Raw genomic sequence first — 18,238 nt, forward strand, 5'->3', positions numbered from 1 at the left:
TATAATGGTAATCAGGGTTTTTCTAAGTGAAATCCTGATTACCAAATTAATGTATAATACGATTTAAAATTGCCACCAATGCTTTTTCTTGGGTGCATTGGCATGTGCAAGCGTCTGTTGGTTTATTTTTTCTTGGATAATATCTTTCAGACTATAGTGGTCGTGAATCATGTGATAGACTTGTCCCCATTCTAATAGTCCACCGATATTACGGTCGTCAATGAACATGTCAACTTTCAGTTTGCGTGAAAAGTGGTTGTTATTGGCAAATTCTTCTTCGGGATAATCCCTATTGACAGCCCAAAATTCCAATCCTCTTTCCTTGCACCAATCAACAGCTTCCTGAAGGAGTTTGCCCTCGCGCACGCTCCATAATATCAGTTGATGGCCGTCTTTGGCTAACATCTTTAGCGTCTCTGTGGCGAAAGGAATCTCTTCGCCTATAGCCGGATAACAATGAGTAACGATTGTTCCGTCAAAATCTACTGCGATCTTCATTATTTCTTAATAGAGTCATCGTTCTTGTCACCATAGTGACTGTTAGAATAATTTCCGTAGCTGCCATAGCTTCCATAATTGCCGTAAGCACCGTAATTGCCATAGTTACCATAGCGTCCGTAGTTACCATAGTTACTGCCAAAGCGTGCGTAGCGTCCATACTTGGCATATTTGCCATAGCCGTAATAGTAGCCATGCTTCTTCTTAGACATGTCAATACCATTGATGACTATGCTGACGTTAGGCATTTTGTCGCTGTCAGCCAAGGCATTGATAAGTCCAATGCTTTCTTTGGCCGTATAATCTGCACGGGTCATAACGACTGTCGCGTCAGAGATACGAGCTATTTGCATTGTGTCGGTAACAAGGCCAACAGGCGCTGTGTCTACAATAATGTAATCGTACATGGTCCGTAGTTGCTCAAAGATAACATCCATACTCTTGCGTGCCAATAATTCCGCAGGGTTAGGAGGAGTGGGACCGGCCATGAGCAGTTCCAAATTTTTATTGATACCGGAAGCTAATATTTGGCTTTTTATATCGTCTTGGTTGGGTGCAGGTTTCACCAAAAGATTGGTAATACCATGCTGGTGGTCGTCAATTTCAAATAATTCGGCAAGGCGGGGCTTGCGAATATCCAAGCCCACAAGGATAACTTTGCGGCCAAGCAACGCAAAGCTGACAGCAAGGTTGGCTGCCGTGAAAGTCTTGCCTTCTCCCGAGGTTGAAGAAGTAAAGGCGATAACTTTCTCATTTTCCTTCAGCATGAATTGTAAATTGGTACGCAGGCTGCGGAATATTTCTTCCATCAAGTTGTTCTTGTTCTCATGCACAACGATGTCAGCCTTGGTCTTAGCCGTTTCACTCGCTACCGGAATATCGGCAATGATGGGAAGAGTTGTGAGTCGAGCGACATCCATGTGGCCTTCTATACGGTAGTGGAAGAATTGGAGCACAAAGATGATAAGGGCCGGAATACCAAAAGCAAGAACCAAGGCTATTAATAGAATGATACTTGACTTAGGACTTACCTTACCTATCAATTCGGGTTCATCGATGAGTTTTCCCTTGTCGGCTGTAGCGGCGAGTGAGATGGAATTCTCTTCTCTCTTTTGGAGCAGCATAAGGTACAAGCCTGATTTTACTTCTTGCTGGCGACCTATTTGGGTCAACATGCGCTCTTGTTCGGGAGAAGCACCTACTTCACCATTGTATTTACTGAATTGGGTAGCGACGGAATTACGCTGGATTTCCATGTTTCGGCGTGAGAGGTCCATTGCACGTCGGATACTATTATCCAAGTCGTCAAGTTGCGCAGTCAAAGGAGTAACAGTGGGACTTGTTTCTGAAGCACTTCTCAGAAGGCGTTTGCGCTCCATCGCTATCTCGTTGTATTTGTTAATGAGTGTAGTTGCATTTTGGTCGTTCAACCCTACACTTGAAGGCAGAGCCTCGTATTTGTTGCCGGGCTGGTTCATATATTGGCTCATTTCATTGAGCAAAGCAACCTGCATGTTGGCTTCGGCCAATTTCTGTGCATAGGCATCTTGATTAGCTACGGATTGGCCGGCATTCATTCTTAATTCAACCATGTTGTTGCGGCGTTTGTAACTTTCGAGCGCTCCTTCGGTGTTACCTAATTCCGCATTGATTTTCTCCAATCGTGAATTTATAAAGGTTTCTGTCTTTTGAGCTACCTCATTCTTGTCTTCGTTGGCCTGACGGTTATAAGCAATTGCAAGCTGTTTCAGATAATCGCTTGCGCGCATTGGAATCTCGTCTTGGAGCGTAAGTCGAGCAATGGTGGTTGTTTTAGAAGTTTGGCTGACAGAAAGATTTTTGAGATACTTGTACGCTGCCATCTTTGGCGATACAATTACTACTTTCATAATTTGCCCTTTCTTTAGATCGGGGAAAGTAGCCAGCATGTTTCTTGTAATGCTGATGAGGCCGGCCTTTGTATTGATGGTAGTTGGTATTTGGTCGGTTGTCTTGTCGATCGTGTAGGGATCATCAACCTGACTTTCTGTTCGAGGAGTAAAGTATGTACCTGTAATGGTGTAGTTATCGTTTTTCTTTTCGATAACAAGATTGATAGGGGCATTGAGACGTTCCAAATGGACTGCGTCAACGTCCACGTTGAAAGGTTGGGTACGATAAAGTTCATTATCCTTTATTTTTCCCTCCATAAAATAAGTGGCATAAATCTTTAAATCACGGACTGCTGCTTGTGCAATAGAATGTGATGTTAAGATTTCCATTTCATTGTCTATACCATTTGAATTGGTGATGAGTCCCAAGTTGGCGGCGTTTTGTATGCTGTTGCCTCGTGGTGACTTCTCGTCATCCTTGATCAATAATTTGGCATAGGTCTGGTACATTGGCGTTGTGTATCGCAAGTAAATATATGCAGTGCCAAGGCAGATTACCAGTGAAAGCACAAACCATTTCCAGTTTAGAATAAGTGTGGTGTAGATAGCCTGAAGGTCAAATGAAGACCGCTCTTCTTTTTGAAGAAGTTCCTCTATGGCTACATTCTTAGTTTCTTCCATTGAATATATTTCTTTTATTATTTCGAGTTAAATTTTCTTAGCGTGAAGACTTACTTTCAATAAGGCTAAGTAGATATTTTCCGTATTCGTTCTTTTGCATGGGAGCAGCGGCTGTCTGCAATTGTTCCGCGGTAATCCAGCCTTTTCTGAATGCGATTTCTTCTAAGCATGCAACCTTTAATCCTTGGCGCTTTTCGATCACTTCAATAAAGGTGCTGGCTTCTGATAGGCTGTCGTGGGTGCCGGTATCAAGCCATGCGAATCCTCTTTGTAAGGTTCTTACTTTAAGAGATTGGGCTTTGAGATATTGTTGATTTACGGTTGTTATCTCAAGTTCGCCTCTGGCTGAAGGCTTAATGCTCTTGGCAATATCCACTACACTGTTTGGATAAAAGTAAAGTCCGACAACCGCATAATTGCTTTTAGGGTTTATGGGCTTTTCTTCTATGGATAAACAATTGCCCGTAGCGTCAAATTCAGCCACGCCATATCTTTCCGGATCATTGACATAATAACCGAAAACACTGGCTTGCCCTTCCTCTGCGGCCTTAACACTTTTTTGCAAAAGTCCGGAAAAGCCGGCGCCATAGAAAATGTTATCGCCTAAGACAAGGCAAACGTTATCATCGCCAATGAATGATTCTCCAATGATAAAAGCTTGGGCTAATCCGTCTGGTGATGGTTGTTCAGCGTATTCAAAGTGTATTCCTATATCGCTTCCGTCACCTAATAATCGACGAAAACCGGGTAAATCATGAGGGGTACTTATAATAAGGATCTCGCGTATGCCTGCTAACATTAGGACCGATATTGGATAGTAAATCATCGGCTTATCAAAGATGGGGATTAGCTGCTTGCTGATTCCTTTCGTAATAGGGTAGAGACGAGTGCCACTACCTCCTGCTAATACAATTCCTTTCATACGATTAGTGTGGGTTGGAAGTGGAAAACATTTGTCATGAATATAAATTTGGAATTCTTTTTTGTCAACTGCGAGTTGTCAGTAGTCAACAAAGAACCTTTTATTGTGTTATGAAGAAGTACTATGCTTTTCGTTGCATGGCTGCAAAGTAAAAAGCATAGATTAAATAGTATAAAATCTATGATGGGAACCAAAAGTAGAATGGCTTCGTTGCCGTTGCTATAATAATCCATATTATACTTGAATCTCGGTTTGCCGAACTAAAACTAATAGGAACTGAACTTGATTTAGCGGCAAAGATAATGTTTTTTGTTGAAAACCTAAGACTTGTGCTTTAAAAACTTTGTTTTATGAGTGTTTTTTGCAGGAAATAAGATGAAAGTTGCTATCTTTGCAACAAAATTTCATTATATAGAGTTTTATTTTAATTATGGGAATTTTCGAAACGATATTCAAAAGAAAAGGAAATGAAAATAAATCCGGTGGAATGGAAGATTATATGACTCTTGTCAGGGTATATTTTCAAGCCTCCATTGCTGCCAACTTGGGAATAAATAATTTGGCTATGCTTCCCGATTTGCGTACCTTCAAGGCTACACTACATGTTCCGACTGTTAATAACAAGTTGGGCATAGGCGAGAAAAATCATTGTCGAAAAATGATGAAAGATATTTATAAAGTAGACGATGATTTCTTTAAGGAAATAGATCAAAGTATCCGCAAGAACTGTCATAAAATAACAGATGTGCAGACTTATATGATTCAGTTCCAAGGTTTTAGTCAGGATTTGATGATGTTGACCGGTAACTTGATGAAGTTCAAATTGCGTTTGCCTTCTTTTTTCAAGAGTGCCATATACACAATGACACAAAAAACGATTGCTGATATTTTTTCAAAGAACGACTATTCTGATGCAGGTGTTATAAAAGCAGTGTTAGCGATTAGGAAGTATAACAACCGTTTGGGGTTCAGCCAAAAGTGGATTACTGATTTTGTTTATCAGGTTGTTATGCTTGCTAAAAAGGAACCAAAGGCTGCGGAAGCATAGGAATAAAAGGCGAAAACTTCTAAAAAGTTTGGATTTGTCAATAATTACCTCTATTTTTGTAAACAAATTGTAATTCAATGGAGTCAGCAGAGCAAAGATTGAATATGTTTTCTACTCGTGTGCGGCAGATGATCATTCAATTTCAGAAACTGAAAGAGGAGAATGCTGATCTGTATAACATGGTAGATGAGCGAGATCTCAAGATACAACAGCTTGAGGCTCAGCTTGAGTTGGCCCATAAAAATTATGATAGTCTGAAAATAGCAAGGATGATAGAAGTTTCTGACACGGATATGGAAAGTGCAAAGAAACGGCTGTCTAAACTTATCAGAGACGTTAATAAATGTATCACTTTGTTGAGTGAAAAGTCATAGTGGTATGTCGGAAGAAACTAAAGAGAAATTACATATAAACTTGCATCTATATGATACAGATCTCACCGTGATTATCAATCGCGAGGAGGAAAAGCTGTATAGGGATGCCGGTAAGACGATAAATGAAGCCGTTAATACGTACGCAAGTATTTTTAAAGGCCAAAAAACAGACAAGGAAATTCTGTATATGGCTTTAGTGGATATTGCCTTGCGCTATCAACGGGAGCATGATCGTAACGATGCACAGCCTTATAATGATATTCTCGATAAATTGACTTCCGAAATAGAAGCGGCTTTGGCTTAGTAAATGAGAATATGATTTTATACCTATTTAATTAATACAAAATGTTAGAATTATTAGTTACAGTTGCTATAGCCTTAATTATTGGAGGAGTAGCAGGATATAGTATTTTCCGTTATGTGATAACCGGGAAATACAATGCAATGATTGATTCAGCCAACAAAGAAGCTGATGTCATTAAAGAGAAAAAGCTTCTCGAAGTAAAGGAAAAGTTCTTGAATAAGAAGAGCGAGTTGGAGAAAGAGGTTCAACAGAGGAATCAGAAAATCCAACAGAGCGAGAATCGCCTGAAGCAACGTGAGATTTCTTTGAATCAGCGTCAGGAAGAATTAGGACGTCGTAAGCTTGAAGTGGAGCAAAATCAGCAGCGCATTGATAACGAAAAGAAGTTGTTGAGCATTAAGCAGGAAGAGCTTGATAAGATGCAAGACAAAGAGCGGGCGAAACTTGAGGAGCTTTCAGGCTTGAGTGCAGAAGAAGCTAAGGAGCGCTTGATTGAGAGTTTGAAAGACCAAGCTAAGTTAGATGCAGCCAGCTATATCAATGAAATCATGGATGAAGCTAAGCTCAATGCTAATCAGCAGGCAAAGAAAATCGTTATACAGACCATACAGCGTACGGCTACAGAAACCGCTATAGAGAACTCTGTCAGTGTTTTCCATATTGATAACGATGAGGTCAAAGGTAGAATTATCGGTCGTGAGGGTCGCAATATCCGTGCTTTGGAAGCTGCGACTGGGGTTGAAATTGTTGTTGATGATACGCCCGAGGCTATTGTGATTTCAGCTTTTGACCCTGTACGTCGTGAGATTTGTCGTTTAGCTTTGCATCAGTTGGTTGCTGATGGTCGTATTCATCCGGCTCGTATCGAAGAAGTTGTGGCTAAGGTTAAGAAGCAACTTGAGAATGAGATTATCGAAACCGGTAAGCGTACCGCTATTGATTTGGGTATTCATGGGCTTCATCCTGAGTTGATTCGTATTGTAGGAAAGATGAAATATCGTTCTTCTTATGGTCAGAACTTGTTGCAGCATGCTCGTGAAACAGCTAATCTTTGTGCGGTGATGGCTTCAGAGTTAGGATTGAATCCTAAGAAAGCGAAACGTGCCGGCTTGTTACATGATATAGGTAAGGTGCCTGATGAGGAGAGCGAGTTGCCCCATGCGCTTTACGGAGCTAAGATTGCGGAAAAGTATAAAGAGAAACCTGATATTTGTAATGCTATCGGTGCACACCACGATGAGATAGAAATGAATACACTGTTGGCCCCAATTGTTCAGGTCTGTGACGCTATTTCAGGTGCACGTCCCGGTGCCCGTCGTGAAATCGTTGAGGCTTATATCAAGCGTTTGAACGACTTAGAGGCCATTGCAATGAGCTATCCCGGTGTTACTAAGACTTATGCTATTCAGGCTGGTCGTGAGCTGCGCGTTATTGTAGGAGCTGACAAGATGGATGATACAGAGTCTGAAAAGCTGTCGTCGGAAATAGCAACAAAGATTCAGAATGAAATGACTTATCCCGGACAAGTTAAGATTACGGTTATTCGTGAGACACGTTCTGTAGCCTATGCTAAGTAATAATAGATGAAAGATGATACATTAAAGGCTTCCAACTCTTGTGTTGGAAGCCTTTAATTTTATATAGCTTATTTGTTTTGGTTTATATATTCTATTTGTTGAGTATATATATTCTTTGATTTTATGGTGAATATCCGTGAATCAAACGGTTTCTTAGATTTTATTGATGTCTACATATCCATGCGTCACGGCATAGATTGTAAGTGCGGAAACGGTTTTGAGGCCAAGTTTTTCAATGATATTTTTCCGATGTGTGATGACCGTTGTCATGCTGATATTCAAGTGATCAGCGATTTCTTTGTTTATAAGGCCTTGGGCGATTAAGGCCAAAACCTCGATTTCACGGTCACTGAGAATCTTCGCTTTTAATGCCTTGGGCATATCAGGGAAGTGCTCTCCATGTGGGTGACCATGTTGTTCTAACATCAATAAGTTCCTGATGAGTTGTTCTTCCGGAACGTTTAAGCACAAGCAATGGAAATCTTTTAATTGTGAGTTGGGGTCGTTTGATAGGGTCAATACTATCGTCTTGCGTCTTCTATCAAGGAAAAAAGACCGATTTTGAAGCACAACGTTAGTTGCGACAAAGTAATGTACGTACGTATCTACATCGTTTGTCGGTATATCTTCCAATGTTCTGAAATTGTGCACATCCATAATTGGCATGACATTTTGTAGGATTTGCTTCAATCCCATCATCGCAAGCGTGTTGCTATCAATGATAGCTATCTTGGGTCTCCTATCCATATTCTTCTTTTGTTCTTTCTAAAGGTTGTAGTCTTCTGTTATAAAAATGGCGCTAAAAGATGGGCAAACCATCCTTTAAACTTCTGCCATCCGGTTCTCCATTGGTCCCAACTTTCGTTGGTTAACTTGAAACAATCTGCTTTTTCTCGATCGAAGAGATTGTCAAGCTGTTGGGTTGTGCATTTATCCATAATGACAGCATTCTCTTCGTAGTCCCAATTGAGGCTCCTTGCATTGAGGTTGGCACTGCCAACTGTGCATACCCGACCGTCAATAGTGATGATTTTTGTATGATGAAATCCGGGCTTATACATCCATACGTCGCAGCCGGCTTTCATCAGTTTATGCGCATTATAAAATCCGCAGTCAGGGGTCAGCGGTATATCACTCTTAATACTCAACATGATTTCAACCTTTATTCCTCTGCTTACCGCTTTCTTCAGCGCTTTTTTAATCTTGCGATTAAGGGTGAAGTAAGGGTTAATCAATTTTATACTGTCCTTTGCATTGTTTATCGCCGATAGGTAAAACGTTCTGATGATTTGGTTGCTGATGCGGGGCTCACGGTTAATGATACCTATCATTTTCTGACCGCAACTTTCGCATTCATCCGCTTTCAGATTTTTAAAGTACGAAATATCCTTGCCACCATTTAAGTATGGCTCCGCAGGAATATTCTGTCGTGAAACTTTATTCCACATTTTTAAGAATATGCGTTGAAGCGTATTAACCTCTTCACCTGCTATTCGACAGTGCATATCATGCCATTCGCCGACGACTTTCGTCCCTTTTATATAGTAATCGGCTACATTCATGCCCCCGGTATAGGCTATTCTTCCATCGACAACTACGATTTTGCGGTGATCACGCGAAAAGACATGATTTATCCAAGGAAAAGTAATCGGGTCGAATTTATAAATCTCTATCCCGGCTGTTCTTAGGCTATCCAAGTGATAATTCTTGAGAGGGCGATTGTTGGATGAGTTGCCAAACGCATCAAACAGTGCCCTTACTTCTACTCCCTGCCGGGCTTTTTCAACCAGTAGTTCAAATAGCATGCGGGCAATAGAGTCATTTCTGAAGTTAAAGTATTCTAAATGAACACTCTCTCGTGCCTGCCTGATAGACTTGAACATGTCATCAAACTTCTGCTGCCCATCTGTTAAGAGCGCTACGGAGTTGTTATGGCTAAAGCTGACGCCTTCTTTTCTAAGGTCGTTGGCTATCAGAGAGTCTGCTGTTTGCGCTTGGACGTTCCCGTCCCACATTGCGCATAGCAGTATTAAAAGGAGGAAAAAATGTAGAGTATATCTATATGAAAGCTTCATTTATCGGTTTATTGTTACAGTAGGGTAGCAGCGTAGCTATCCACGACGCCCATCAGATGATTATTCTTATCAACGACCAGTACACTGTGAATCTTGTTGTCGTGCATGATTTTCTGTATTTCCGAAATCTTGGTTTGTGGAGAAACTTGTTTCGGAGCCCGGGTCATGATGTCCTTTACAGTCTTGTTGAAGAACTCAGCCTGCCACTTCTCCATTGCTCTACGTATGTCTCCATCGGTAATAAGGCCTATTACCTGATTATCTTCCAAAGACACACCAAGTCCTAATTTGCCTTTGCTCACATGGATGATGGCCTCTCCCAAATTCATGTCTTGTGGAATGATAGGAAGCTCTTCAGTGCGCATGACGTCTTCAGCCGTGGTCAATAGTTTGCGACCTAATTCTCCTCCCGGATGGAACTGTGCGAAATCCTTGGGCTTGAAATCCCTTACCGTCATGAGTGCTACGGCCAAGGCGTCACCCATGGCCAATGCTGCCGTGGTGCTGCTGGTCGGCGCCAAATTGAGCGGGCATGCCTCATGATCCACCCAAACCTTGATGTGGGCATTGCTATATTTTGCTAAAAGCGAATCAGGGTTGCTCGTCATAGAAATGATAGGCACGTGCATGTGGAGTACCATAGGGATAAATCGGAGTAATTCATCGGTCTGTCCGCTGTTGCTGAGCGCAAGGACCACATCGTCAGCGGTCATGACGCCCAAATCACCATGGTAAACGTCAAGCGGATTGATAAAGAAAGCCGGTGTTCCTGTCGAAGCAAGTGTCGCTGCTATCTTGGCTCCGATATTCCCACTTTTGCCAACTCCCGTCACGATAACTTTACCGTGGCAGGCATGAATCATTTTTACAGCCTTCTCAAAGTTGTCATCCAGCTGCTCTGTCAGATTCAGGATCGCCTCCGCTTCATCTTTCAGGCACTGTATTCCATACCGCTTGGCGCTTTTTATTCTGTCCTCTATACTTGTCTTCATTTGAGTGTGTTTAAAGGTATAGTCTTATTTAATAATATTCTGAACTACTTCTTCCAATTTGCTTAGTTCCAACATGTTGGCCGCGTCAGACAAGCCTTGGTCGGGAGTGGGGTGCACTTCAAAGAAATAACCGGTGGCTCCAAAGGCTTTGGCTGCCATAGCCATCATGGGAACAAACTTCCTATCGCCGACCGTCTTGCCATCGCCGGCGCTGGGGCGTTGCACACTGTGCGTGCAGTCCATGATGACATGAGGCACAATCTCTTTCATGTCGGGGATATTCCTAAAATCAACTACAAGATTATTGTAGCCAAAGCTGTTGCCGCGTTCCGTGAGCCACACCTCCTTGGCGCCGCTTTGTAAGGCTTTCTCCACGGGATAGCGCATGTCTTTTCCACTCAAGAATTGGGCTTTCTTTATATTGACAATGCGTCCGGTCTTGGCCGCAGCCACGAGCAAATCGGTCTGTCGACAGAGAAAGGCCGGTATTTGTATTACGTCGCAGACGGCAGCCGTAGGCTCTGCTTGATAGCTTTCGTGAATATCGGTCAGGATTTTGAGACCGTATTTCTCTTTAATGTCAGCCAGCATAGTCAGCCCTTTGTCTAATCCGGGCCCTCTGAATGATTGGATGGAAGTGCGATTGGCCTTGTCAAACGAGGCTTTGAAAATAATGTCAGTTCCAAGCTTGTTATTCAGCCTTACCAATTCTTGGGCTACCGTATCCAGCAATTCTGCTGATTCTATAACGCAAGGACCTGCTATGAGTATAGGGTTTAAATGGTGATTGCTCATAATGTTTATTTTGAAGTCAATTTCAGTTCCTGTTCGTCGTCGGCCCGGATAATATGTATATCCCGCTGCGGGAATGGAATTTCTATATGATTTTCGTTGAGAGTATTGTAAATTGTTTCCATGATTTCGCCTTCGGCATAGGTTTGTACCAATACGGGAACCCATACGATGACCTTAAAATCTATGCTATCGGCTCCAAAACCGGCAAATACAACCTTCACGTCGCGTGCCTTGTCACGGCAGTCCAGCTTTTGAATAGCTGTTGTCAGCATGTTCTTAACCTCCGCTGCGTTTGAGCCGTAGGCCACACCAATGGGAATAACCGACAGGCCATAGCCATGGTTTTTCGTAAGGTTCTTGTAGTTCTTTGTGAAGAGTTGGCTGTTTTGAAACGCGATGATACTGCCGTCGATGGCGTCAAGTTGCGTGCTGGTATAGGATATGGAACTTACTTTTCCGCGAATACCATCGCATTCAATCCAGTCTCCTATCTTGATACGACCGGCCATCAGCGAAATGCCATAATAGATATTCTCGAGGATGTCTTTCATGGCAAAGCCCACACCGGTAGACAAACCTCCTGATACAACCACCAGCCATGAGTTGTTAACATGGAATATGGAAAGGCTTATCAACAGCCAAATACCCCATATTATCACTTGCATGACATTCTTCGACATGGCCGTGCGGCTGATATACGTTGTGGGGTCCATTCTTTGGAAATGGTATTCCAGCCACTCTATAGCCGTATGGTTGAGGTATTTGAATAAGAAATATAGTGTCAATACTTGGGATATGCCAAATATACTGAGCGAGAAGTTGGCTGTATTGATAATCTTCTCGGTAAATATTCTCCAAGTAGTGTCGCTGAGGTTGAACACGTCGGTGGCCCAATAGATGGAGATAATGACCGAGGCAATGCCCAAAATAGGCAGTATGACCTGATAAATGAGCTTAAAGGCCCATGTCTTTACGATGGTGGTGTCGGGGGAGAAGTACTGTTTATCTTCTCCGTGGCGTTTCAAGATTCCCTGAATACATGTAATGGTGAGGATACATGTAAGTTGCATAATCCACCAAATAAGTAATTGCACGGACAATAGCACGTAGCCACTCCATGAGCAAATGAGCGAGAACAAGAACACCACGAGCGACATATAGGTATAAAATATATCGAATTTAGGCAGGTGGCGGCTGTTATGACGAATGGCTGTCCATTGCCAAATGGTGCATACCAATAGGATGGGAGGGAATATCAGTTCTACTAAGTCGTTAGGAATAAGGACTATGCGGAATGCTATTACAAGGAAACCTACTACCAACAACGGAATGTAACTGCGATAACCGGCCTTGATTTGGTCGCCGTCGAGACGTATTAGTAGCGAAATGGAGATAACACCCATCAGCCATGCGTATTCCACCAGCAATTGACTGGCCATGATGATGAAGTTTTGGTCTATCCAAATTACACGGATGATACCAAGCGCAATGGCAAACGTGATAACCGTAGTGGCCAAAAATATGCAGGTGCGCTTGGCAAAGAACGACTCGGTCAACGTTCGTTCTTTTGTCTTGTTCATCAGTTTTGAGAAGAAGGCATTGGCTTTTGCACTGCTCAAGACCTTGGATAGCAACAATCTGATGAAGATAAAATTGAGGAATATAGAGAAAATACCCCAACCGACGATGAGCATGAGCAGTCCCAAAAGCACACGGGCGTCCCAATCGGATTTTACTTTGCGATCCGTTCGGTATTTATCTATTACGGTCTGACTGGTTTCCCGCAGGTTATGATGCAGGTTTTTAAGGATTGTCAGATAGTTGGAACTGCTGTTGTTGAATATGTTACTCTGTATCTCCTTATAACGCTTGTTGGCGTAGTCGTCAAGATTGCGGAGGTGTTCTTCCGTCTGTTTATAGTAACGTATGAACTCCTTAAACTGTGTGGCGTTCTCGTTTAGGGTACGCCTGATGTTGACCGCCAAGGCCAAACATACGCTTCGGTCTATCTGTTCTCTGGGCGAGAGCGATACCAAGGGCATGTTGCTCAGGTTGATGATGAGGCTGTCGAAGCGCGCAATCTCATTGTTGGTCTGTGTGATGAAGGCATTAAAAGGCTTTACCGTCTCCTTGAACTCGTGGTATTGTGCGGTTGCTTCATGGCACGCATAACTCAAATCAAACACATAACCTTGCTTTTGCGAGTAAAGCATGAGCGAGTTTTGGTTGCTTTGATTCATGATGCGGTACATGTTCTGCTGCACCTGCTGTTGCTGTTCTTTCAGATAGTCGGACTGACGTTCCAAATCAATATGCTGTTCGTTCAGTTCCTGACGTAGTATGGAGAGAGTTTTTGAGAGGTCACGCTCTTTCAGCACGGCCTTTGAGGGTAAAACTATAAGACTGACCAATAGCAGCCAAACAAATGTTCTTTTGTTCATAAATGCCCCATTTCGTATAGCTGACTTCCAAAATGTGGGAAGCCTATCTAATGATATTTGTGCAAAGGTAGTTAAAAGAATGGATAAAAAGGCTGCCACTGTTTATTTTTTTCAGTGTGGAAATGATATTTTTGTCGCTTTTCATGGTGCTGTCGGGCTTGTTTTTCGTGCTTTCTTACAAGAAAGTATCAGACAATGTTAAAATAGTATCAGTGTTTTCAGGAGTGTTTGCCTAATTTTGCAACAAATAGTTAATACATAAACAAACACTTACATATAAGTATCAATTCATGAAATACTTCCGTTTTTTTAGCCTTTTGGGCAGCTTGGGCTTTTCTCTTGCCATGATGGGACAGTCATCTTTTGTAAAAGTAAAGGATGGTCACTTTGAAAGAGATGGTAAACCTTATTATTATGTAGGCACCAATTTTTGGTATGGGGCCATCTTGGGATCAGAAGGGCAGGGAGGCGATCGTAAGCGTCTCTGCAAGGAACTCGACTTTATGAAGAAGAAAGGTATTGACAATCTTCGCATTCTTGTCGGCTCTGATGGTGAGCATGGGGTAGCCGCGAAGGTGGAACCTACGCTCCAAAAAGCGCCCGGCGTCTATAATGACACGATATTGGCTGGGCTTGACTACTTGCTTTATCAAATGAAGAAGCGCGATATGGTGGCTGTTCTCTATCTCAACAACTCATGGGAATGGAGTGGAGGCTACTCTTTTTATTTGCAGCATGCCGGAGCCGGCAAGGCTCCTCAGCCTAGTATTGATGGCTACCCGGCCTTTATGAATTTCGTAAGCCGCTTTGCAGATAATCAGAAAGCCCACCAATTATTTTATGATTACGTAAAATTTATTCTTGGCAGGACCAATCGTTACACGGGCATACGCTATGTGGAGGATCCGGCCATTATGAGTTGGCAGATAGGTAATGAGCCAAGGGCTTTCTCGAAAGAGGCCATACCCGGTTTTGTAAAGTGGCTGGGAGAGACGTCTTCGCTCATTCGGACGCTCGATAAGAACCATCTTATCTCTATTGGCAGCGAGGGCTCTTGGGGCTGCGAGAACGATATGGAGGTCTATCGGCAGATTTGTGCGGATAAGAATATTGACTACTGCAATGTTCATTTGTGGCCTTATAACTGGGGATGGGCACGGAAAGACCACCTCTTGGATGACTTGCAGGCCAGTTGTAAGCACACGCAGGATTATATCAACGACCATTTGCAGGTATGTAAAGAACTTGGTAAGCCCCTCGTAATGGAGGAGTTTGGTTATCCCCGTGATGGTTTTGCCTTTACAAAGTCGTCCACTACCCGGGCCCGTGATGGCTACTATAAGTTTGTGTTCAAATTGGTAGCCGATAATGCCGAGCAAGGCGGCCTCTTTGCAGGCTGTAATTTCTGGGGCTGGGGTGGCTTTGCCAATCCTCGTCATGAGCAGTGGACGGTGGGCGATGACTATACCGGCGATCCCTCACAGGAGCAGCAAGGCCTTAACTCCGTGTTTGCTTCTGATAAGTCGACCCTTTCTGTTGTTAAAGAACAAGTAAAAAGAATGAAGAAACTGCGCTTGTAGGACATTATATGGGCTTCATTTGTATAAAAGATGAAGCCCATTAATATTTTTTTAGGATAACTAAAAACTCCTTAGACATTGTGTCTATTTTGTTGCCGGGTTTGTTAGTAGGAGACGTTTTAGCTGGCATTCTTTTATTGGGAATCTGGCGAACAATAGTTGTTAAATGCTTAAATCCACATTTCTCAAACATTTCTGCCGTGAAATAGTCTAAGGGTATTTGAATGCCTTTTACAGTCCTATTCCCTACTACATAGCATACTATTCCTTCAGGTCTAATTGTTTCTGCGACATGATGAATGGACTCCCAATAGTCATTTAGGAAAGTGGAAACTTCCATATAACGCTTTTCATCAAGTGCTTTTATCTTGTCTAATACTTCCCTAATAGATATTGTTTCAAATCTCTCACCTTTTTCCTTAGTTCCCCCCATCAAAAGTTTATCTAAATTTTTGGCATTAGGATAGTTGAACCATTCGTTTGCCCAACGAGAAAATTGTCCGTAAGCAACAGTTGTTTGTGAGTCACCGTAAGGAGGTGAGGTTATGACCATATCAATAGATTGTGGTGCAATAATATTAGAAGGAATCTTAATTGATGAATTAAAATCACATACCTTAGTTGTTGGAGTTGTTTTAGAAATGGAATTAAATTCTTTAAGTCCATTCATATTGCGTATAACTTTACGTTCAAATAGGTCGAATGTATTTGGATTAAAGTACTCAATAGATTGTTGTTTAATCCTGAAACGTTTAAATTCACCATTACGAGTGAAAGAAACGTCACGTACTGTTTCGGCTAAACAGATGTTGAAAAAATCTGCTGTTGTTATATTTGCAAATTGATCGATTAATTGTTGTAGATAAGATAATTTAAGTAAATCTTCGTCTCTGTACCAAAAACTATAATTGGTTATCCTATCAAAATTTTTATTAATTACTTTATCTTCTGTGTAGAAAGTTAGTTCTCCTTGTATGGAGTGAAATTGGTAAGAAATATCACTATAGTTATAATGTGTAGTTTTGGCTCTTGCTATCAGTCGAGCCAAAGGATTTAAGTCTGTACCTATTGAATTTATCCCCATAAGAGAAGCTTCCACAAGAGTCGTTCCCGAGCCGCAGTAGGGATCAAAAATCATATCTAATTTCCCCTCGGGCTTGTATTTCTCAATAAGGGTTCTGCACACTTGTGGTATCATCATGGCAGGATAGATATGGTATTTGTGTGTAAATTCTTTGGTATCTGCTCCCCAAAAACTCCACGTATCATCAAATACTCTTTCGTATATTTTCATTTTGTATGGTTGTGTTACCTTCATTTTGGAGTGCAAAAGATGTAAATACTTTCAAAATGAGAGTAGGCTTGTTGTGGTTTAACTCTATTTTTGTGCAAAAGTAACAAAAGAATATCAGAAAGGAACGATGAAAACGGAATTTCAACAAAAAATAATTTCTCGGATTAAAAAAATCAGAGAAGAGAATAATTGTAGTCAATACGCGTTGGCAAAGATCCTAAGTATATCCCCGGGGCAGGTAGGAAATATAGAAAGTCTTGCGCAACCTCATAAATATACTCTTGCTCAAATTAGAGATATTTGTAAGGAATTTCATATTCAAATAGAGCAGTTGTTTTTTGAGGATTCTGATTATAGGGAATGCGTTAGTATTATAAATTTGTTAATTGATAAAATAATAGATTATGAACAATAAAGAACTAGTAGTCAATAGATTTAAAGCTGTAAGAGAAATGGGGTTTGTTAAGTCAAATCGTATAGATAACACGGGAATAGGAAAGACTTTTGAGGATTTAATGGGAGTGGCAGAGAATAATTTGGATGCGCCAGATTTAGCAGGATATGAGATTAAATCTCACCGTGATGATTCTGCTTCATACGTCACTTTATTCACCAAAGCTCCTTCTTTCCCCAAGGGTGCAAACAATTATCTTAAAGATAAATTTGGTGTGCCTTATGATGATAATCCAGCCCTCAACCGGTTGCACGTCTCAATGTTTGCAAATCAGTTTAATTCTTGCTATAAGAAGTATGCTGTTAAATTAATTAATGACCGTCAAGCTCAAGTAGTAAAAATAGGTTTCTTTGATATAGAAACTCATAAACTTATAGATGATATTGTTAGATATAATTATAACATTATAGATCAGATTCTGCATAGAAAGCTAAAGGAATTATTTTATGTTACGGCAGAACGTCAATACATAGGGGCTGATGAATATTTTCATTTTACATCTGCCGATATTTATAGTGAACTATCTTTGGATAAGTTTTTAGAGCTATTAGATGAAGGTCTTATTATGTATGATATACGAATAGGTTCGTATAAAACAGGGAAAAACATGGGTAAGGCTCATGATCATGGGTCAGGATTTCGTATGCTTGAGCATAATGTTAAACTGCTCTATGAAAACCATGAAATTATTGAATGATAAATAAGAATGCCGATATTTTACAATAGTAGAGTGTCGGCGTTCTTATTTATCACATTAAAAGACCATGTTGTTTTATATATTCTCTTCCTTATTAACTATTTGTGGAAGACTCTGCAAGATGTAAGATAATCTATATGGAGTTAAAGTATTATACCTGATTAGTTTTAGTGTTATAAGATAGAGTTTGGTTTAAATATTTGTAGTGTGGTATAAAGATAAATTAAGAATTTATTTTACAAAAGGCAGTTGCAGGCTTCGATATTTCAAAAAATAAAATAGTTGGGTGGAAATATCGTAATTTTGAGTGGTTTTATAATAGTTTGATAATCAATGGTTTGTCGGGTGTAGTGAGTCAAAGGCATGGAAATGGACTGCCATAACGTATAAAAGGGTAGGGTGATTGTGGCCCTTTGAGGCTATGAAAGGGCTGATCCTACTTTATGAAAAGCCTTTTTTGAAGAAGCGAAAGGGCTGTTTTGGCATATATAAAGGCATGCGATAGACCGGGAAAGGTTGTGGTATGGGATTGAAAAAGGGGGATTCAGGGTGGGGGAATGTGCTCATTGTATAGAAAAATGGGACGGTTTTTTCGGATAATTTTCTTTACAAAAATGAGTGATTTAAATAGGGCT

The 18,238-nt window shown here is 41.2% G+C and carries 16 protein-coding genes; 7 read left to right on the plus strand and 9 right to left on the minus strand.

Going from position 1 to position 18,238, the window contains the following annotated elements; all coding sequences use genetic code 11:
• Positions 1-63: 63 nt before the first annotated feature.
• From VIR50_RS05385 to rfbA, 3 genes are read right to left on the minus strand one after another with little or no spacing between them, the layout of a single operon-like run.
• Positions 64-498: a BT0820 family HAD-type phosphatase gene (locus VIR50_RS05385; RefSeq protein ID WP_331934112.1), complete on the minus strand. Its 435-nt coding sequence runs from the start codon at positions 496-498 to the stop codon at positions 64-66.
• Positions 498-3,050, minus strand: coding sequence for a GumC family protein (locus VIR50_RS05390; RefSeq protein WP_331934113.1), 2,553 nt, complete (start codon positions 3,048-3,050; stop codon positions 498-500). Before VIR50_RS05390 ends, VIR50_RS05385 begins: the two co-directional genes overlap by 1 nt.
• A 37-nt stretch (positions 3,051-3,087) precedes the next feature.
• A complete protein-coding gene (rfbA, locus tag VIR50_RS05395) occupies positions 3,088-3,972 on the minus strand; it encodes a glucose-1-phosphate thymidylyltransferase RfbA (RefSeq protein WP_331934114.1) in 885 nt (294 codons plus the stop codon).
• Between the two features lie 430 nt (positions 3,973-4,402).
• Between rfbA and VIR50_RS05400 the strand changes: the two genes are divergently transcribed.
• The 4 genes from VIR50_RS05400 (at position 4,403) to rny (ending at position 7,275) form a co-directional block, all read left to right on the plus strand.
• Positions 4,403-5,020 (plus strand): hypothetical protein, encoded by a 618-nt coding sequence (locus VIR50_RS05400; RefSeq protein ID WP_331934115.1) that lies wholly within the window; start codon positions 4,403-4,405, stop codon positions 5,018-5,020.
• Positions 5,021-5,097: 77 nt separating this feature from the next.
• Positions 5,098-5,394, plus strand: a complete 297-nt coding sequence (locus tag VIR50_RS05405; RefSeq protein ID WP_331934116.1) for a hypothetical protein — start codon at positions 5,098-5,100, stop codon at positions 5,392-5,394.
• 4 nt (positions 5,395-5,398) lie between these two features.
• Positions 5,399-5,698, plus strand: a complete 300-nt coding sequence (locus tag VIR50_RS05410; RefSeq protein WP_331934117.1) for a cell division protein ZapA — start codon at positions 5,399-5,401, stop codon at positions 5,696-5,698.
• A 41-nt stretch (positions 5,699-5,739) separates the two neighbouring features.
• A complete protein-coding gene (gene rny, locus VIR50_RS05415) occupies positions 5,740-7,275 on the plus strand; it encodes a ribonuclease Y (RefSeq protein WP_331934118.1) in 1,536 nt (511 codons plus the stop codon).
• A gap of 153 nt (positions 7,276-7,428) precedes the next feature.
• On the opposite strand, the gene VIR50_RS05420 is transcribed toward rny, so the two are convergent.
• From VIR50_RS05420 to VIR50_RS05440, 5 genes are all read right to left on the minus strand, one after another.
• Positions 7,429-8,022 carry a LuxR C-terminal-related transcriptional regulator gene (locus tag VIR50_RS05420; protein ID WP_331934119.1) on the minus strand — a complete coding sequence of 198 codons (594 nt, stop codon included), beginning with the start codon at positions 8,020-8,022 and terminating at the stop codon, positions 7,429-7,431.
• 38 nt (positions 8,023-8,060) lie between these two features.
• Positions 8,061-9,290: a cardiolipin synthase gene (cls, locus tag VIR50_RS05425; protein ID WP_331934120.1), complete on the minus strand. Its 1,230-nt coding sequence runs from the start codon at positions 9,288-9,290 to the stop codon at positions 8,061-8,063.
• 74 nt (positions 9,291-9,364) lie between these two features.
• Entirely contained in the window at positions 9,365-10,342 is a 978-nt protein-coding gene (locus VIR50_RS05430) for a KpsF/GutQ family sugar-phosphate isomerase (RefSeq protein ID WP_331934121.1), read from the minus strand.
• 24 nt (positions 10,343-10,366) lie between these two features.
• Entirely contained in the window at positions 10,367-11,137 is a 771-nt protein-coding gene (gene kdsA, locus VIR50_RS05435) for a 3-deoxy-8-phosphooctulonate synthase (protein WP_331934122.1), read from the minus strand.
• A gap of 5 nt (positions 11,138-11,142) precedes the next feature.
• Positions 11,143-13,578 (minus strand): mechanosensitive ion channel family protein, encoded by a 2,436-nt coding sequence (locus VIR50_RS05440; protein ID WP_331934123.1) that lies wholly within the window; start codon positions 13,576-13,578, stop codon positions 11,143-11,145.
• 344 nt (positions 13,579-13,922) lie between these two features.
• Between VIR50_RS05440 and VIR50_RS05445 the strand changes: the two genes are divergently transcribed.
• The gene (locus VIR50_RS05445) at positions 13,923-15,158 is read left to right on the plus strand and encodes a glycoside hydrolase 5 family protein (RefSeq protein ID WP_414703536.1); all 1,236 of its coding nucleotides are present in this window, start codon (positions 13,923-13,925) and stop codon (positions 15,156-15,158) included.
• Positions 15,159-15,198: 40 nt separating this feature from the next.
• Here VIR50_RS05445 and VIR50_RS05450 read toward each other — a convergent pair whose 3' ends face one another.
• Entirely contained in the window at positions 15,199-16,476 is a 1,278-nt protein-coding gene (locus VIR50_RS05450) for a TRM11 family SAM-dependent methyltransferase (protein WP_331934125.1), read from the minus strand.
• Positions 16,477-16,579: 103 nt separating this feature from the next.
• Between VIR50_RS05450 and VIR50_RS05455 the strand changes: the two genes are divergently transcribed.
• Positions 16,580-16,867 (plus strand): helix-turn-helix domain-containing protein, encoded by a 288-nt coding sequence (locus tag VIR50_RS05455; RefSeq protein WP_331934126.1) that lies wholly within the window; start codon positions 16,580-16,582, stop codon positions 16,865-16,867.
• On the plus strand, positions 16,857-17,603 hold the full coding sequence (locus tag VIR50_RS05460) for an MvaI/BcnI family restriction endonuclease (RefSeq protein ID WP_331934127.1): 747 nt from the start codon (positions 16,857-16,859) through the stop codon (positions 17,601-17,603). Before VIR50_RS05455 ends, VIR50_RS05460 begins: the two co-directional genes overlap by 11 nt.
• The last annotated feature ends 635 nt before the right edge of the window (positions 17,604-18,238 follow it).

It is taken from the genome of Prevotella sp., assembly GCF_036570325.1.
GTDB lineage: Bacteria > Bacteroidota > Bacteroidia > Bacteroidales > Bacteroidaceae > Prevotella.

Bases quoted from the DNA above. Each gene is read 5' to 3' on its own strand.
- VIR50_RS05385 (WP_331934112.1), bottom strand. From the start codon at position 498: ATGAAGATCGCAGTAGATTTTGACGGAACAATCGTTACTCATTGTTAT.
- VIR50_RS05390 (WP_331934113.1), bottom strand. From the start codon at position 3,050: ATGGAAGAAACTAAGAATGTAGCCATAGAGGAACTTCTTCAAAAAGAA.
- rfbA (WP_331934114.1), bottom strand. From the start codon at position 3,972: ATGAAAGGAATTGTATTAGCAGGAGGTAGTGGCACTCGTCTCTACCCT.
- VIR50_RS05400 (WP_331934115.1), top strand. From the start codon at position 4,403: ATGGGAATTTTCGAAACGATATTCAAAAGAAAAGGAAATGAAAATAAA.
- VIR50_RS05405 (WP_331934116.1), top strand. From the start codon at position 5,098: ATGGAGTCAGCAGAGCAAAGATTGAATATGTTTTCTACTCGTGTGCGG.
- VIR50_RS05410 (WP_331934117.1), top strand. From the start codon at position 5,399: ATGTCGGAAGAAACTAAAGAGAAATTACATATAAACTTGCATCTATAT.
- rny (WP_331934118.1), top strand. From the start codon at position 5,740: ATGTTAGAATTATTAGTTACAGTTGCTATAGCCTTAATTATTGGAGGA.
- VIR50_RS05420 (WP_331934119.1), bottom strand. From the start codon at position 8,022: ATGGATAGGAGACCCAAGATAGCTATCATTGATAGCAACACGCTTGCG.
- cls (WP_331934120.1), bottom strand. From the start codon at position 9,290: ATGTGGGACGGGAACGTCCAAGCGCAAACAGCAGACTCTCTGATAGCC.
- VIR50_RS05430 (WP_331934121.1), bottom strand. From the start codon at position 10,342: ATGAAGACAAGTATAGAGGACAGAATAAAAAGCGCCAAGCGGTATGGA.
- kdsA (WP_331934122.1), bottom strand. From the start codon at position 11,137: ATGAGCAATCACCATTTAAACCCTATACTCATAGCAGGTCCTTGCGTT.
- VIR50_RS05440 (WP_331934123.1), bottom strand. From the start codon at position 13,578: ATGAACAAAAGAACATTTGTTTGGCTGCTATTGGTCAGTCTTATAGTT.
- VIR50_RS05445 (WP_414703536.1), top strand. From the start codon at position 13,923: ATGATGGGACAGTCATCTTTTGTAAAAGTAAAGGATGGTCACTTTGAA.
- VIR50_RS05450 (WP_331934125.1), bottom strand. From the start codon at position 16,476: ATGAAGGTAACACAACCATACAAAATGAAAATATACGAAAGAGTATTT.
- VIR50_RS05455 (WP_331934126.1), top strand. From the start codon at position 16,580: ATGAAAACGGAATTTCAACAAAAAATAATTTCTCGGATTAAAAAAATC.
- VIR50_RS05460 (WP_331934127.1), top strand. From the start codon at position 16,857: ATGAACAATAAAGAACTAGTAGTCAATAGATTTAAAGCTGTAAGAGAA.